At 69.2% G+C, this 14,351-nt stretch carries 22 protein-coding genes; 4 read left to right on the top strand and 18 right to left on the bottom strand.

Translation table 11 applies throughout. The features are described 5' to 3' along the window. Nucleotides 1-13: 13 nt before the first annotated feature. From LZ009_RS14420 to LZ009_RS14400, 5 genes are all read right to left on the bottom strand, one after another. Nucleotides 14-970: a hypothetical protein gene (locus LZ009_RS14420; protein ID WP_275698645.1), complete on the bottom strand. Its 957-nt coding sequence runs from the start codon at nt 968-970 to the stop codon at nt 14-16. A gap of 19 nt (nt 971-989) precedes the next feature. After that, the gene (locus LZ009_RS14415; RefSeq protein ID WP_275698644.1) at nt 990-1,535 is read right to left on the bottom strand and encodes a hypothetical protein; all 546 of its coding nucleotides are present in this window, start codon (nt 1,533-1,535) and stop codon (nt 990-992) included. After that, nucleotides 1,532-2,236 carry a class I SAM-dependent methyltransferase gene (locus LZ009_RS14410; RefSeq protein ID WP_275698643.1) on the bottom strand — a complete coding sequence of 235 codons (705 nt, stop codon included), beginning with the start codon at nt 2,234-2,236 and terminating at the stop codon, nt 1,532-1,534. Before LZ009_RS14410 ends, LZ009_RS14415 begins: the two co-directional genes overlap by 4 nt. Continuing rightward, complete coding sequence (locus LZ009_RS14405; protein ID WP_275698642.1) at nt 2,233-2,670, bottom strand: hypothetical protein; 438 nt, start codon at nt 2,668-2,670, stop codon at nt 2,233-2,235. The genes LZ009_RS14410 and LZ009_RS14405 overlap by 4 nt, the downstream gene beginning before the upstream one ends. 163 nt (nt 2,671-2,833) lie before the next feature. After that, on the bottom strand, nt 2,834-3,055 hold the full coding sequence (locus LZ009_RS14400; protein ID WP_275698641.1) for a DUF433 domain-containing protein: 222 nt from the start codon (nt 3,053-3,055) through the stop codon (nt 2,834-2,836). Between the two features lie 854 nt (nt 3,056-3,909). On the opposite strand from LZ009_RS14400, the gene LZ009_RS14395 reads away from it, so the two are divergent. The 3 genes from LZ009_RS14395 to LZ009_RS14385 all read left to right on the top strand — a co-directional run bounded on the left by LZ009_RS14395 (nt 3,910) and on the right by LZ009_RS14385 (nt 7,523). Next, the gene (locus LZ009_RS14395) at nt 3,910-4,218 is read left to right on the top strand and encodes a DUF1272 domain-containing protein (RefSeq protein ID WP_275698640.1); all 309 of its coding nucleotides are present in this window, start codon (nt 3,910-3,912) and stop codon (nt 4,216-4,218) included. Between the two features lie 79 nt (nt 4,219-4,297). Next, complete coding sequence (locus LZ009_RS14390; protein ID WP_275698639.1) at nt 4,298-6,019, top strand: tannase/feruloyl esterase family alpha/beta hydrolase; 1,722 nt, start codon at nt 4,298-4,300, stop codon at nt 6,017-6,019. A 64-nt stretch (nt 6,020-6,083) separates the two neighbouring features. Next, a complete protein-coding gene (locus tag LZ009_RS14385; protein ID WP_275698638.1) occupies nt 6,084-7,523 on the top strand; it encodes an NAD-dependent succinate-semialdehyde dehydrogenase in 1,440 nt (479 codons plus the stop codon). A gap of 58 nt (nt 7,524-7,581) precedes the next feature. Here LZ009_RS14385 and LZ009_RS14380 read toward each other — a convergent pair whose 3' ends face one another. Next, a complete protein-coding gene (locus LZ009_RS14380) occupies nt 7,582-7,794 on the bottom strand; it encodes a hypothetical protein (protein WP_275698637.1) in 213 nt (70 codons plus the stop codon). A gap of 168 nt (nt 7,795-7,962) precedes the next feature. Here LZ009_RS14380 and LZ009_RS14375 point away from each other — a divergent pair, with 168 nt between their 5' ends. After that, nucleotides 7,963-8,715, top strand: coding sequence for a Crp/Fnr family transcriptional regulator (locus LZ009_RS14375; RefSeq protein ID WP_275698636.1), 753 nt, complete (start codon nt 7,963-7,965; stop codon nt 8,713-8,715). On the opposite strand, the gene LZ009_RS14370 is transcribed toward LZ009_RS14375, so the two are convergent. From LZ009_RS14370 to LZ009_RS14315, 12 genes are all read right to left on the bottom strand, one after another. Then, the gene (locus LZ009_RS14370) at nt 8,712-9,026 is read right to left on the bottom strand and encodes a plasmid stabilization protein (RefSeq protein WP_275698635.1); all 315 of its coding nucleotides are present in this window, start codon (nt 9,024-9,026) and stop codon (nt 8,712-8,714) included. The genes LZ009_RS14375 and LZ009_RS14370 overlap by 4 nt on opposite strands. A gap of 228 nt (nt 9,027-9,254) precedes the next feature. After that, nucleotides 9,255-9,710 (bottom strand): DUF1810 domain-containing protein, encoded by a 456-nt coding sequence (locus LZ009_RS14365; protein ID WP_430300369.1) that lies wholly within the window; start codon nt 9,708-9,710, stop codon nt 9,255-9,257. Next, nucleotides 9,670-10,041 (bottom strand): cupin domain-containing protein, encoded by a 372-nt coding sequence (locus LZ009_RS14360; RefSeq protein WP_275698633.1) that lies wholly within the window; start codon nt 10,039-10,041, stop codon nt 9,670-9,672. The genes LZ009_RS14365 and LZ009_RS14360 overlap by 41 nt, the downstream gene beginning before the upstream one ends. Nucleotides 10,042-10,117: 76 nt before the next feature. Then, complete coding sequence (locus LZ009_RS14355) at nt 10,118-10,567, bottom strand: GNAT family N-acetyltransferase (RefSeq protein WP_275698632.1); 450 nt, start codon at nt 10,565-10,567, stop codon at nt 10,118-10,120. Further along, complete coding sequence (locus tag LZ009_RS14350; RefSeq protein WP_275698631.1) at nt 10,564-10,956, bottom strand: VOC family protein; 393 nt, start codon at nt 10,954-10,956, stop codon at nt 10,564-10,566. Before LZ009_RS14350 ends, LZ009_RS14355 begins: the two co-directional genes overlap by 4 nt. After that, on the bottom strand, nt 10,953-11,423 hold the full coding sequence (locus tag LZ009_RS14345; RefSeq protein ID WP_275698630.1) for a hypothetical protein: 471 nt from the start codon (nt 11,421-11,423) through the stop codon (nt 10,953-10,955). The genes LZ009_RS14350 and LZ009_RS14345 overlap by 4 nt, the downstream gene beginning before the upstream one ends. A gap of 12 nt (nt 11,424-11,435) precedes the next feature. Further along, nucleotides 11,436-12,017, bottom strand: a complete 582-nt coding sequence (locus LZ009_RS14340; protein WP_275698629.1) for a GNAT family N-acetyltransferase — start codon at nt 12,015-12,017, stop codon at nt 11,436-11,438. Between the two features lie 67 nt (nt 12,018-12,084). After that, nucleotides 12,085-12,522, bottom strand: a complete 438-nt coding sequence (locus tag LZ009_RS14335; RefSeq protein WP_275698628.1) for a hypothetical protein — start codon at nt 12,520-12,522, stop codon at nt 12,085-12,087. Then, on the bottom strand, nt 12,515-12,934 hold the full coding sequence (locus LZ009_RS14330) for a hypothetical protein (RefSeq protein ID WP_275698627.1): 420 nt from the start codon (nt 12,932-12,934) through the stop codon (nt 12,515-12,517). Before LZ009_RS14330 ends, LZ009_RS14335 begins: the two co-directional genes overlap by 8 nt. Next, the gene (locus LZ009_RS14325) at nt 12,922-13,296 is read right to left on the bottom strand and encodes a hypothetical protein (RefSeq protein ID WP_275698626.1); all 375 of its coding nucleotides are present in this window, start codon (nt 13,294-13,296) and stop codon (nt 12,922-12,924) included. The genes LZ009_RS14330 and LZ009_RS14325 overlap by 13 nt, the downstream gene beginning before the upstream one ends. A 4-nt stretch (nt 13,297-13,300) precedes the next feature. After that, entirely contained in the window at nt 13,301-13,849 is a 549-nt protein-coding gene (locus LZ009_RS14320; protein WP_275698625.1) for a DUF1579 domain-containing protein, read from the bottom strand. A gap of 2 nt (nt 13,850-13,851) precedes the next feature. Then, nucleotides 13,852-14,340, bottom strand: coding sequence for a P-loop nucleotide/nucleoside kinase family protein (locus LZ009_RS14315; RefSeq protein WP_275698624.1), 489 nt, complete (start codon nt 14,338-14,340; stop codon nt 13,852-13,854). Nucleotides 14,341-14,351: the final 11 nt, after the last annotated feature.

The raw sequence follows: 14,351 nt of genomic DNA, 5'->3' as shown, positions 1-14,351 counted from the left end.
GCCCGCGTTGGACCTAGGTCCCATCGTAGCTGTAGCGGACGGTGGCCTTCTCCTCCTGCGCGGAGACCTGTTCCTTGCCGTCCGCGTTCACGGTCATGCGGGTGAACTTGGAGTAGGTGTAGTTGTGGGGAATGAGCGTGGCTCGCTCGGTCACCAGGCGCAGCGACGTGCGCAGGTCCAGGTCCTTCACCTCCGGTTGCCGGACCTGGGCGGTGGCGTCGGACGCGAGAGCTTTCATCCAGTCCTGGATGGCGCGCGCCATGTCCGCGGCATCTGGCACCGTGTTCATTTCCAGCTCCACGCAGTCGCGCGCGACCCCGCCCCGCGTGCAAGGCAGGCTGCGCACGAGGGTGAACCGGGCCACCATCTTGATGGCGGGACCGGAGACGAGCGGCAGCGCGGCGCTGTAGCTGGCGCGGTAGGTCGCGCCGGGTTCGAGCTGGTTGCCGGCCCAGTTGCCGACGATCAGCCCCCAGTCGTTGGCCGCCAGCCCGGTGAGGAGCGGCTCGGACACGAACTGCTCCATGAACCGGTCGAGCGTGGCGTCGCCCTTGGGCGCCAGGGGCAGCATGGCGGCGCGCAGCGTGGCCCGGAACAGCGGCAGGTCGTGGATGGCCAGGAATTCGCCGGCGGGGGAAACCTGCATCGCAGGCAGGCCGGCCTGCGTCATCGTCTCGAACTGCACGCGTTCCGCAGGCGCCATCGAGGCGAGCAAGCTGTCTTCGAAGGCCAGCTTGCCGAAGGTGACGACGAAGCCCTTGTCGTTGCGCGCCGCGGTCATCGGATAGGTCATGGCCACCTGCGTGGTCTGTGCTCCTGGCGTGCCGGGGTCCTTCGTCTTGGACTTCACCTGGTGGACGGTGGCCCGCAAGCCGTCGGGCCAGGCGAACCCGAGCGGAATCTCGTCGGCTGCCCAGGATGCCTGGGTGTTCGCTGCCAGGAGGACGAGGAGGACGGAAAGCTTGTTCATCGTGGTGGGAAGGCTGGGATCACAACAATGGGGGACTGCCGGTGTGCGCGCCGATCGCGTCGAGCGCGGTCCGGCTCTGCGCCTCGACGTCCTTGAGGAGGCCGAGCCGCTCGAGCAGCCACTCCTGCAGTTCGATGTACCACCCCAGCAAGAACTCCCGCTGCTGGTAGCGTCCGCTCAGGAACAGCGGGATGCGCCGGCCGTCGTGCGTGACGGCGGCGATGGCGAACCAATCGATCGTGTCGTGGTAGCGGGGCAGCATGTCGGCGAGGTTGAAGCCGAAGAACATCTCCTCCAGCAGGGCGTAGTCGGCATCGAAGCGATAGGCCAGGCCCTTGATGTCGGAGAACTTGAGCGAGCCGCGTTGCCCGCCCCGCGTGTACGTGAGCACCTGGGCGCGCGGGTTGATGCTGAAAGTGCCGGTGCTGGTGGCGAAGTCGAACAGCACGCCATCGTCGCGCGTCACCTTGAAGCGGCCGACCGGCCGCGCCCGCGCGAGGGCGAACCAGGCCGTGTTGGCCACGAAGGCGGCCAGGGCGGCGAGGGCCCAGCCGGCGAAGCTCACGCGGATGCGCCTTCGGCCGGCTTGCGTGCCAGCAGCACCCAGAGGAAATCCTTGCCGAAGAAGGCGCTGTCCGCCGGCTGCTCCTTCATCTGCCGCACGAGCCGAACGTCGCATGCGGATGCCCAATGGTCGCGCAAATGCTGCTCCGTGTAGCCGAGCCCGCCGCCCAGCGAGTTGCGTTCGTAGACCTCGTCGTCGGTGTAGCCGCTGCCGCCTTCGGGCCGGAAGCAGGTCATGCCGAACCAGCCGCCCGGCTTGAGCGTCCGTGCGGCCAGTGCGATGTATTGCTGGCGGCGGTGCGGCGCGATGTGGTGGAAGCAGCCGGAGTCGTAGACGAAGCCGTAGGCGCCGGGTTCGAGCGCGGCGTCGAACACCGAGGCGCAGCGGAAGTCGACCTCGGCACCGGCCTCGCGCGCGCGTTCCCGGGCCCAGGCCAGGGCGGTCTCCGAGTAGTCGACCCCGTCGACGCGGAAGCCATGGCGGGCGAGGCAGATGGCGTTGCGCCCGTTGCCGCAACCGAGGTCGAGGGCGCGCCCGCCGGCGCCGATCGTGCCGTTCGCCAGCCACTCGGCCAGGTTCTCGTCGGGAAGGCCCGGGAAGAACGGGACCGGCCGCGCGCGGTTGGCATAGAAATCGTCCCAGCGCTTGCTCTCCTGGCCGGCCAGGCGCGCGTCGAGGGCGGCGAGTCCGTCGTGAGTCATGGGCAGGGGATGCGCGTCGATTCGGATTCCACTTTCACCGTGGCGCCGGGCGGTGGAGGCGTTGCCGTGGGCGGCCGCGTGACGAGCAGCAGCCGCTCGCCGTCGACCTGGTATTCATATTCGCGCGTCGAGCCGAGCAGCTGGGTGCTGAAGGTGCTGCCCGTCATGGTCGCCTTGTAGACGTTGGGCCGCACGATCTCGTACTTGTACGTCGACGCCAGCGACTTCGCGGCGCCGCACTGCGACTCGAACTGGTCGTCCTTGAAGTTCAGGGTGCAGCGGCCGGAGCGGTCTTCGGTCTTCGAGCCGTCCTGCAGGTGCAGGACGATGCTGGTGGAGCGCCAGCAGCCGAGAAGGGCGGGGTCGGGGGCGGCTTGGGCGAGGGTGGCCGTGAGGAGGGAGGCGAGGAGGAGGGCGAGTGGGGAGCGGAGCATCGGGAGGACGATGGGACAACTTGATGGCGAGATGTTAGGGCGGAGTGTCAACTTCACCCGCTTTAACGGGTGCCCCAGCCGAGCTCGAACGCAGTTTCCACGGAGTGAAGACCCAGGACATGGCGCAAAGGCGCCCGTGTACCCTGGTCGAACAGGACGCGCACTAGACGACGGCCGCAGAGCTCCGCGCTGCGTGCTCGAGAACAGTGCGAACCTGCTCCAATGAGACGCCGGGGAACCACTGCACAAAGTCCTGGATGGATGCGCCGTCCTCCAGGTTCTCGAAGAGGGCCGCGACAGGTACACGCGTGCTGCGGAATACCCAGGCGCCGCTCACCCGGCTTGGGTCCGACTCCACGGCAGGACAGGTCGACCAGTCGATCATGGGCTTGATGCTAGCACCGACGCCCAGTGATGGCTAACGTTGGAGGTGAACGGCACGCTGGAGCAAGGCGCCGCGAGACGTATGCTCACCTGCGCGGCTCGCGGCGCCTTGCCGAAGCGTGTCCGAGTCAACCGACCTGTGAGGCTTCATGCGAGCATCGTTCCGAGTACGGCTGCGCAGGCACCAGCCAAGAAGGTCACGATACAGAAGCCGGCAAACCGGAACAACGCGCCGATTTTCTGGCCCGGATCACGACTACGCCAGAGATAGTAGGGAACAGCCAAGACGGATATGAGAATGATTGCCGCGCCGAGGGCGCCTGTGCGTTGGTACCGAATCTCCGAAGCGTCCAGGTAGTACCAGATGTATGTAAGCACGAGAGGTACGAGAGTGGCCGCGAGGTCAACGAGCTTCGGAGGGTCTCGGTCATACGCGCTGTAATACCCAATGATGGCGCCATACATAACGGCCACGAAAAAGAGAAGGCTGAGTGAGCGTCTGGACGTCATGACGAAGGCTAAAGTAATGTAGACCGCACTTGCGCTCGCAACAAACCGCGCTCGCCGGATCTATCAATGTCCTGATCCGCCGATCCTCTCATCCGAGCTACATTCCGCGCAATCATCCAGAATATCGAGCAGTCCGACTGTGGTCCAAACACCGCAATCTGGTGACGCTGCAACACTTGCGGGATATCACTGCTGGATCAACCCGTGGCTTCCAACCCGTACGGACAAGTTGGCTGCCCCTCATGATTGACCATTCCTTCATGAGACGGCCCCGCTTGCAGGATAAGGCCGCATGAAAGGCCTCAGCCACCCACACACAATCTCCTTGCGTCCAAAGAGTCCCCCATGCTCGAACTCCGCCCCACCGGCGAACACTGCAACGTCCCCCTCCCGCCCGCATCCCCCGACGCCCGCATCTGCAGCTTCGAATGCACCTTCTGCGCAACTTGCGTCGACACGGTGCTGCACAACGTCTGCCCGAACTGCGGTGGCGGATTCGTGCCGCGGCCCGTGCGGCCGGCGCGGAACTGGGTGCGGGGGAATTCCCTGGAAGGCTACCCGGCGAGCGACAAGGTGAAGCACAAGCCGGTGGATGCCGCGGCCCAGAAGGAGTTGGCGGCCCGCGTGGGGCAGATCGCGCCGCAGGAGCGCTAAGCCGCGATCAGGGAAACCCCTCCCCAACGGCCCGATTTGGTTATGTATCGTAACCATATCGACGCATGAGGAGCTCCCCTTGACCCCGATTCCCCGCCTGGCAACCTTGGCCGCCGCAGCCTTGTTGACTGCCTGTGCCTCCGCCCCCAGCACGCCCACGCCGGCCAAGCCAGGCGTCGCCGTTGCCAGCTGCGAAACCCTCGCCAGCCAGTTCACCCACCTCGGCCTGCGCATCACCGCCACCCAGCGCGTCGCGGCGGGCACACTCAAGCTGCCCGGCATCGATGCGGCCATGCCGGAGCACTGCGTCGTCACCGGCAAGCTGAACGAGCGCAAGAGTCCCGTCGACGGCAAGGACTACGCGATGGGCTTCGAGATGCGGCTGCCCACGCAGTGGAACGGCCGCTTCTTCTACCAGGCCAACGGCGGGCTCGATGGCTTCGTCACGCCGGCCTACGGCAACATCCTCGGCGGCGGGCCCACCACCAACGGCTTGCTCAAGGGCTTTGCCGTCCTCAGCTCCGATGCGGGCCATGCTTTCGAGCGCGACAACCCGGTGATCGGCGCCGCCACCTTCGGCCGCGACCCGCAGGCGCGGCTGGACTACGGCTACAACGCGGTGGCGCAGCTCACGCCGATGGCGCGCGCGCTGATCGCCGGCTACTACGGCCGCCCCGCCGACAAGGCCTACCTGGTCGGGACGTCGAACGGTGGCCGGCACGGCTTCGTCGCCGCCGCGCGCGACACCGGCCGCTACGACGGCATCCTCGCCGTCACGCCGGGCTACAACCTGCCGTTCGCGGCGATCACGCAGGTCTGGCACGCGCAGCAGTTCGCCACCGTGGCGCGCGCCCGCAAGCCCGATGGCGTGCCGGACCTGGAGACCAGCTTCACGCCGGCCGAGATGGACATCGTCTCCAGCGCCATCCTGGCGCGCTGCGATGCGCTCGACGGCCTGCGCGACGGCCTGGTCGGCGACCTGGCCGCCTGCCAGCGCAGCTTCGATCCGCAGCGCGACATCACCACCTGCCAGGGCGATGCGGGCGGCGGCTGCCTGTCCGAGGCGCGCAAGATCGTGCTGGCCAAGGCTTTCGCCGGCCTGCCGATCTACACCGGCATGCCCTGGGACGCCGGCGTGCGCGGACGCAACTGGCGCGAGTGGAAGTTCGTCAACAGCATCGGTCCGCGCGACTCGATCGCGCTGGCTTTCGTGATGACCACGCCGCCGATGTCGCCCGAGGTCGTCAGCGGCCGCGGCACGACGGTGCCGGACTATGCGTTGAACTTCAGCGTCGAGAAGGATGGCGCGAAGGTCTACGCCAAGGACGCGACCTACACCGAGAGCGCGGTGGACTTCATGACGCCGCCCGCCGCCACGGCCATGAACAAGTTCGTCGCGCGCGGCGGCAAGCTGTTGGTGGCGCACGGCAGCGCCGACCCCGTGTTCTCTGCGCTGGACTCCATCCGCTGGTACGAAGGCTTCCGCGCCGTGCACGGCAACGCGACTGCCGATAGCGCCCGCCTGTTCATCGTGCCGGGCATGAATCACTCGTCCGGCGGTCCCGCGGCCGACCAGTTCGACATGGTCGATGCGCTGGTGGCGTGGGTGGAGCAGGGCGTGGCGCCGGCTTCCATCGTGGCCACCGCCCGCGGCGCCGGCTCCAATGTGCCGAACAACGAGGTGCCGGCCGACTGGTCGCCGCGCCGCACCCGCCTGCTGTGCCCGTGGCCGTCGGTGGCGCGCTACGGCGGCAGCGGCGACAGCGAGAGCGCCGCCAGTTTCCGCTGCAGCCCGCCCTGAGCGAGGGTCATGGCGGCAACGCATAATCCCCGATCGCCCCCCCGCATCACTGCAAGAGACCGCCATGACCTACCCCAACACCCAGCTCTTCATCAATGGCCAGTGGCAGGACGCCGCCGACGGCCGTTCGCTCGCCGTGTTCAATCCGGCCACCGGCAAGGAAATCGGCCGCGTCGCCCACGCCGGCAAGGCCGACCTGGACAAGGCCCTGGAAGCCGCCCAGAAGGGCTTCGAGACTTGGCGCGACATGACGGCGGCCGACCGCAGCAAGATCATGCGCAAGGCCGCTGCGCTGATGCGCGAGCGCGCCGGCGAGATCGCGCCGCTGCTGACGCAGGAGCAAGGCAAGCCGCTGGTGGAAGCCAAGGGCGAGGCGATGGCCGCCGCCGACATCATCGAGTGGTTCGCGGAGGAAGGCTTCCGCGTCTACGGCCGCATCGTGCCCTCGCGCTTCAACCTGAACGTGCGCCAGATGGTGCTGAAGGACCCGGTCGGCCCGGTCGCCGCCTTCACGCCCTGGAACTTCCCGATCAACCAGGTGGTGCGCAAGGTCGGCGCCGCGCTGGCCGCCGGCTGCTCGATGCTGGTGAAGGCGCCCGAGGAAACCCCGGCCGGCCCTGCCGCGCTGATCAAGGCCTTTGCCGATGCCGGCATTCCGCCCGGCGTGCTGGGCCTGGTGTACGGCAACCCCGCCGAGATCTCCAGCTACCTGATCCCGCACCCGGTGATCCGCAAGATCACCTTCACCGGCTCCACGCCGGTGGGCAAGCAGCTGGCCGCGATGGCCGGCCAGCACATGAAGCGCGTGACGATGGAGCTGGGCGGCCACGCCCCGGTCATCGTCTGCGAGGACGCCGACATCGCGTTGGCCGTCAAGTCCGCCGGCGCCGCCAAGTTCCGCAACGCCGGCCAAGTCTGCATCTCGCCCACGCGCTTCCTGGTGCATGAGAGCGTCAAGGCCGAATTCGCGCAGGCCATGGCCAAGTACGCCGAAGGCCTGAAGGTCGGCGACGGCCTGGCCGACGGCACGCAGATGGGCCCGCTGGCCAATCCGCGCCGCGTCACGGCGATGGCCGAGTTCCAGGCCGACGCCGAGAAGCACGGTGCGCAGGTGCTCACCGGCGGCAAGCGCATCGGCGAGACGGGCAACTTCTGGCAGCCCACCGTGCTGCTGGACGTGCCGATGGAATCCAAGCTGTTCAACGACGAGCCCTTCGGGCCGGTGGCCGGCATCCGCGGCTTCACCGACCTGAACGAGGCCATCAAGGAAGCCAACCGGCTGAGCTTCGGCCTGGCCGGCTACGCATTCACCAAGTCGCTGAAGAACGCCGACCTGCTGGCGCGCCGCGTCGAGGTGGGCATGCTGTGGATGAACATGCCCGCGCTGCCGAGCGCCGAGATGCCTTTCGGCGGCATCAAGGATTCGGGCTACGGCTCCGAAGGCGGGCCGGAAGCGGTCGACGCGTACCTGAACGCGCGCGCCGTGGCGATCGCCAACGTCTGATCGGAAACATCCCCCTTCGGATCATTGCGATCCTTAGGGGAGAGGCCTAACATCGGCCCTAGAACAGCGCCGGCAGCTCGGCCGTCGCCGCGTTCTGTTTTTCCGCGTCGAACATCCGGAACAGCTCCTGGCCTTGCGGCGTCGCAGACGCCGTGGTCATGGCGGTGGGCACGATGGCGTCGTCCATCTCGGGGCGGTCCAGGTTGCAGCCGGCCACGAGCATGGCGGCGGCGATGGCGAACAGCGTGGAAGGCAGGGTCGAGCGAAGCATGGCGCACTCCTTGGCGGGATCCCGGCGCGAATGGAGCCGGGTGCAGTGATGTTGGGAGCAGCGGCCCCAGTGCGATGTGCGCTATCGCACCGGCCGCCAGCGTTTGCCCTATCGGTGCGTGGCGAAAGTCGCACCGCGTTCCTATCCTGCCCCTGGAGGATTCGTTCCATGGTTGCTGTTCCCCAGATGTCCACCCTCGGCCTGGCCCGGGCTCCGCTGCTGGCGGACCTGTCCCAGGAACGCCTGCATGCCCTCGCGGACCGCTGCACGTGGCGCCGCTTCGAGCCGGGCCAGGCGATCGTCTCGCGCCACGCCGCCAGCGGCGACGTGCACCTGATCGTCGACGGCAAGGTGCGCATCCACGTCTATTCGGCCGACGGCCGCGAGGTGCTGTTCACGCACATCCAGGAAGGCGGCATCGTCGGCGACGTCGCCGCGGTGGACGGCGGGCGGCGCACGACCGATGCGCATGCGAGCGGGCGCGTGCTGAGCGCTTCGCTCACCGCCACCGATTTCCGGCAGCTGCTGCGTGACGAGCCGCGGGTGGAGGAGCGCTACGTGCGCCACCTGCTCGGGCTGGTGCGCTCGCTGACCGACCGCGTGATCGAGCTGAGCACGCTGGGCGTGCAGAACCGCATCCGCGCGGAGATGCTGCGTCTGGCGCGCGCCGCGGCGGACGAAGACGCGGCCTCCGCGCGCCTGCTGCCGGCACCGCGGCACGCGGACCTCGCCGCGCAGCTGGGTACGACGCGCGAGCAGGTGACGCGCGAGCTCTCGGCGCTCACGCGCGACGGCCTGCTGCAAAAGCGCGGCGGCGCGCTGCTGGTCACCGACCTGCAGCGCCTGGAAGAACTCGTGGTCGGCCGGCCGCTGGTGCCCATCCCGGCTTCACAGGCCGGGAAGCCGGGCGCGCACCACTAGCTCGACTTCTTCGCCGCGTTGCGCTTGCGGGTGGCCGCGGCCTTCCTGGCCGAGGCGGAGCGCTCTTCGGCCGAACGCGCAGCCGATGCACGGCCGCCGAGCTTGCCGCCCTTCTTCGATGGGCTGGTGTCCATGGCCTTGCCGCGGCCCGAGCCGCTCTTCTTGCCGCCGCCGGTTTCCTTGTTCACGGTGGCCCAGGCGCGGCTCTCGGCTTCCTGCTTGCCGACGCCGCGCTTTTCGTAGCCTTCCTCGATGTGTTCGGCCTGGCGTTTCTGCTTGTCCGTATAGGACGACTTGTCTCCACGAGGCATGGTGCTCTCCTGTGAAAAAAGCGATGCCTGATGGTGCGACGAGGCCGGGCCCGTGCTGCGTAGGACAAGCACGAATGAAGCGTCGGGCGCCTACACGACGCAAGCGCTGCGTTTGCGAGAGTGGCGAGAGAAAGGAACCCACCATGCAAGGCAATCCCCCGCCCGAACCCCTCCCGCCCCTCACGCCGCAGCCGGAACCGCCGAGCGGCCCGAAGCCCTTCCCGGAGCCTATGTGAGGGCTGCGAGGGTGCGCTCGTCGGGCACGCCCTCGTAGTACTTCTCCAGCGCCTCTGCGAAGGCGTGTTCCTCCGGCGCGGCCTGCGCGAACAGCGTGAGGCAGGAGCGGAACTTCAGGTCGTCCGGCGAGCCCAGGATGTCGTGCGCACTGCGTTTCTCCACGGCCAGCATCAGCGCGACGCACTCGCGCAGCCGAGGGCCCAGCACCGGATGCGCCAGGTACGCCCGCGCCTCCTCGAGCGACGTGATCCCGTAGTGCTGCGCCGTGCTGCTGACGCCCAGCCCGCGCAGTTGCGGAAACACGAACCACATCCAGTGGCTGCGCTTGCGGCCCGCGGCCAGTTCCGCCCGCACGGCCGCGTACACCGGCTCCTGCGCGCGCACGAAGCGCTCGAGCCCGAAAGGATCAGAGCCGCGTGTTGCCTGCTCCACCCTGGTCTCCCGCATCGCCGTCGCGCAGCAACAGCGTCAGCAGCACGGCACTGTCCTTGCGCGCCCGCACGCCGTGCCGCTGCCGGCCGGGCAGCACCACCAGCTCGCCGGCGTCCAGGCGGCGCACGCCGCCGGCCATGGTGATCTCGACCTGGCCTTCCAGGCAATGGACGATGCATTCGTCGTCGACGTGATGCTCGGGCATGTCGCGGTGCGCGGGCAGCACCAGGTGCAGCAGCTGCACGCGGCCGGTCTTGATCAGGCTGGTGCTGACGTTGTCGGTCAGCTGGTCGCCGAGGGGCGCTACGCTGATGACGTCCAGCAGTCGGGCGTGGGGCAGGGCCATGGATCACCTCGTTGTGTTTCCGCCATCTTCGCGCGCGCAGCCCCTGGCCGGTGTAGGACGGCCGGCGTTGTCGCGCTTACAGGGGCAGCTCGAACTGCAGCTCGGCCACGAGCGCCGGCGCATCCGGCACGCGGACGAAGCCCATGCGCTCGTAGAAGCCGACGGCGTTGCGCGCCGAATTGAGTCTGATGTACGGCCGCGTGCGGCGTGCGCGGCACTCGGCGACGGCCCGCTCCATCAGCGCGCGCCCCAGGCCCTGGCCTTGCGCCGCCGGGGCGACGAACAGGTGGCACAGGTTCCAGTGCTGCTTGGCCATCACCACGCCCTGCAGTTCGCCGGCATCGTCGACGCACTTGAGGTGCAGCGCCTCGATGGCGCCTTCGGCCCACTGCTCGACGTTGCGCCGGGTGTGGGCGACGAAGCCTTCCTTCTCGCCGTCGCTGGCGTCGACGGAAATGCGGATCACGCGCTCCATGAAACGCGCCACGGCCAGGGCCTCACCGGGCTCCACCGGCACGATCGTCATGCCGGCCACTCCGCGTTCTGCAGCACGACGCGGTAGCCGTCGGCGTCCTCGAAGGTGCGGCCCTGCCGGTCCCAGTACGGATTGAAGGAGGGCAGCACGCGAAAGCCGGCGGCCAGCATCGCCGCGCAGCGCGCTTCCCATTGCGCGGCGTCCGGCAGGTAGAACACGGCGAGGTCCTCCGCGGTCGGCGCCGGCGCGACGGGATGAGCGCGGCACAGCGTGAACTCGAAGTGGTAGCCCGCGCCGGGCAGGCCCAGCATCACGCCGTCGAAGCCCTGGTGGTCCGTGAAACCGCCCAGCCTTTGCAGGCCCAGGCCGGCGACGTACATGGTCTCGGCCCGCGCCAGGTCACGCACGGGCCGCGCGATGCGCAGCTGCGGCGTCGTCATGGCGCCGGGACGTTGGCGAAGGTTTCGGCCACCACCTTGCGGTCCTCGGCGTCGGCAATGGCCGCCATCGCCTCCTGTGCCCGCCCGTACGAGGCGCGGTGCGCGGAGGCATCGCCCGCCGCATGGGCCGCATGCGCGTGCACCGCATGCGTGAAAGCTTTCTCCCAGTCGGGCGTGTCGTTCTTGGCCAGGAAGTAGAGGCGCATCGGCTCGGCGATTCGCAGCGCCAGCGCGCCGTTGCCCAGCAAGGCGTGCACTTCGGCCAGCAGCATGCTGGCGCGCATGCGGTTCAGCTCGGTGCCGATCTCGCCCCAGTGGAAGGCCGCGGCATGGGCCGCGTCGAGCATCTCGCGGTCCTCGGCGTGCGTGCGCGGTTTCACCGAGAGTTCCCACGCGCGGTTGTTGCAGCGCATGGCGGTCTTGCGCTGCCAGGTGGCGATGTCGTCGGCGGGCGGGGTGTCGGCCATGGTCGGCTCCGGTCAGTACTGCGGCGTGGGAAAGCGGGCGTAGGCGCAGGTGTTGCGCAGCGTGCCGTCGGGCGCGCGCCGCTCGTTGCGCAGCGTGCCTTCGAGCCGGAAGCCGGCCAGGTCGGCGACGCGACGCGAGGCGAGGTTGTCCTCGTCGACGATCAGCTCCACGCGCACCGCGCCGATCTGCATAAAGGCGTAGTTGCACAGTCCCTTGACGGCCTCGGTGACGAATCCCTGGCCGGCGCGGCTGCTGCGGATCCAGTAGCCGACTTCGGTGCGCGGCGTTTCCCACACGGTGCGGTGCAGGCCGCAGGCGCCCAGCAACTGGCCGGAGGCGCGCTCGAAGATCAGGAAGGGCAGGTCCTTGCGGCCGTGGAAGTTGGCCTGCGCGTTGCGGCACCAGCGCTCGGCCGAGTCGGGCGTCTGCTCGCCCGCGACCCAGGGCAGGGAGGCCAGGAAGCGCCGCAGCTGCGGCAGGGCTTCCTCCAGCGCCGGCAGCAGTTGCGCGCCGTCGCCGGTGCGCGGCGTGCGCAGGGTGAGGCGCTCGGTCTCGATGGTGTCGGGCAGGTCGATCAGCAGCGGGTCGATCATTCAGGGCAGCTCGTGGTCGGCTATGCGCGCATTCTGCCAATGGGCGGCGGCAGGGGCCATGGGGGTTTCAGCGTGGCGCCCACGCGCCCAGCAGGCGCTCCGCCTCGTCGTGCGCCATGCGCTCCGCTTCCGCGAGCACCTGCGCCGGCACCCACGCGGGAAAAGGCTCCTCGTGGCTCACGTGCTTGCCGCTTGCCGTGTGCTCCTCGCGCACCCGTTCTATCCGCTCCGGCGCGAAGCGGTCGGCCAGGCGCACCAGCGCCGGCCAAAGGCGGCGATGCACCAGCGTCAACTTGCCCGCGAGCAGGCGGCACACCAGGATGTCCGGCGACGCCTGCACGGCCGACAGCACGCGAAAGATCTCCTTGCCGCGCGGATGGCCCCACCAGCTGCCGCGCACGGGCTCGCCGGCAATCGCGTCGACCAGCTTGGGCGCCGCGCCCTGCGCCGACACCAGCACGACGCCGTGCTGCTCGACGAAGGCGAGCGCCTCGGCCTCAGTCACGGCACCAGCCTTCGCCGCTGCGCAACGCCAGGCAATCCTTCTTGCCGGCCAGCCATTTCATGCCGGTGCCGGCGCCGTCGGTGGCGCGCAGCGTCTCGCGCGTGCCATCGCGTTCGAAGGTGACGGCGGCGCCATCGGCCTTGCCGGCGAACTTGCGCGGTCCGTCCAGGTTGCGGATGGTGACTTCGTAACTGCCCTGGCCTCCGGCCAGTTCGAGGAAGGTGCCTTCGGGCCCTGTCCATCGGCCCAGCCAGGAGCCCGTGGATGCGGAGGCGGGGGGAGGGCTCGGCGAGGCGACCGGTGTCCGGGGCGGTTCGGCGGGCCGTTCGCCGCAGCCCGCAAGCGCCGCGGCCAGCGCGAGCGCATGAATCGCGTGCAACGTCGACCGCAACCGGCGGATCACGCGCCGCATCCCCGCTCCAGGGCGAACGGGCCGAACACCGTCTTGTGTCCGGCGATGCCGCCGGTCTGCACGATGATGCCGCGGCGGCGCTCCGCATCGAGCCGCAGTTCGTGGTTGTAGCCGTCCATGACGGTACCGGTCTTGGAAAGCGGCAACACGCTGCCGGTGAACCGGGGTTCCTCGGCGGCGGGCAATTGCGGAAGTGTGGTGGCCGGACCTGTCGGCGTGACGCAGGACCGGAAGCGCGCGATCAGCGCTTCGTCGGTCGTGGGGATGGGCGTGGAAGGCGCGGACGGCACGCTGGTGCATGCCGCCAGGAGCAGCACGGCCAGCAGCGGGAGCCGGCGGCTCGCTGGGTGGATGATCACCACGTCATCACTCCCGCGGCACCGCGCCGTCGGCCGGCCAGCCGGTGCTGCCCAGCCGCTTCAGGTGCATCTCGAAGATGCGCAGGGGCGGCTGGCCTTCCACGAGGCGCTCGCCGACCTCGTGCCACATGCCGTCCTTGACCGTGGCCACGTAGCGGATGCGCGCCGGGCCGGCCTGGATGGACCAGGCGAAGCCGTCGGGCGAGACTTCCAGCGGGAAGTCACCCTCGCGCCCTTCGGCGTTGGACTTGAAGTGATACCGCTTGGCCGTCGGGTCGTAGGAGAGCACGGCAAAGGCGTTGAAATGCATCTTGCCGTCCGGGCCGTAGCCGCGGCCCTCGATCACGCGCAGCGCGCCATCGAGCATGGGTCCGACGCGCTCGGTCTGGGTGATCGTGGTCCAGCCTTCGGGCCGCAGCACCTGGGCCGGGCCGCGCCAGGTGCCGTCGAAGATGGCAAGCGGCTGCAACGCGGCGCGCTGCGCATCGGTGAGTTCGTTGGCGCGCAAGGCGGGCACGGCGGCCAGCAGGGCGAGGCAAAGGAGGGACAGTCTCATCGTCAAGGCTCCAGGACGCGGATGCGAAAGCCTTCGTCCGCCTGCGGCGGCTCGAAGAAGGAAGTGATGTGCGCGAAGTCCGCTTCGCTGAGTTCGTGCGAACCCTCGGGCCGCTCGCGGTTGCGCACGGCGATGCGCGCCAGGCAGGTGCGGTCGGGGACGTCGGCAAAGTGCAGCAGGTGCGGCGCGCCGGCCGCTTCGAAGAGCGAGCGGAACCAGGCCCGCGCTGCGCGTGTGTTGGCGGGGAGGTCCAGCACCACCGGCCGGCCCGCGCGCAGCAGCTCGATCACCAGCGGCCCGACGACGCTGCGCAGGCGCAGCGCCCGCACCCGGTAGTCGTCGAAGGTCTGCATCTCGTCGCCGTACAGGCGCGCCAGCCATACGTCCTCGACGATCAGCAGGGCGGCTTCTTCTTCGGCCAGCCGGCGCGCGAGCGTGCTCTTGCCGGCGCCGGCCTTGCCGCACAGGAAGTGGAGAGTGCCCGTTTTCATGCGCACAGAGT

Origin of the sequence: Ramlibacter paludis (assembly GCF_022012305.1) — a bacterium.
Lineage (GTDB): Bacteria > Pseudomonadota > Gammaproteobacteria > Burkholderiales > Burkholderiaceae_C > Ramlibacter > Ramlibacter paludis.
This window is presented reverse-complemented; position numbering and strand designations above follow the sequence as displayed.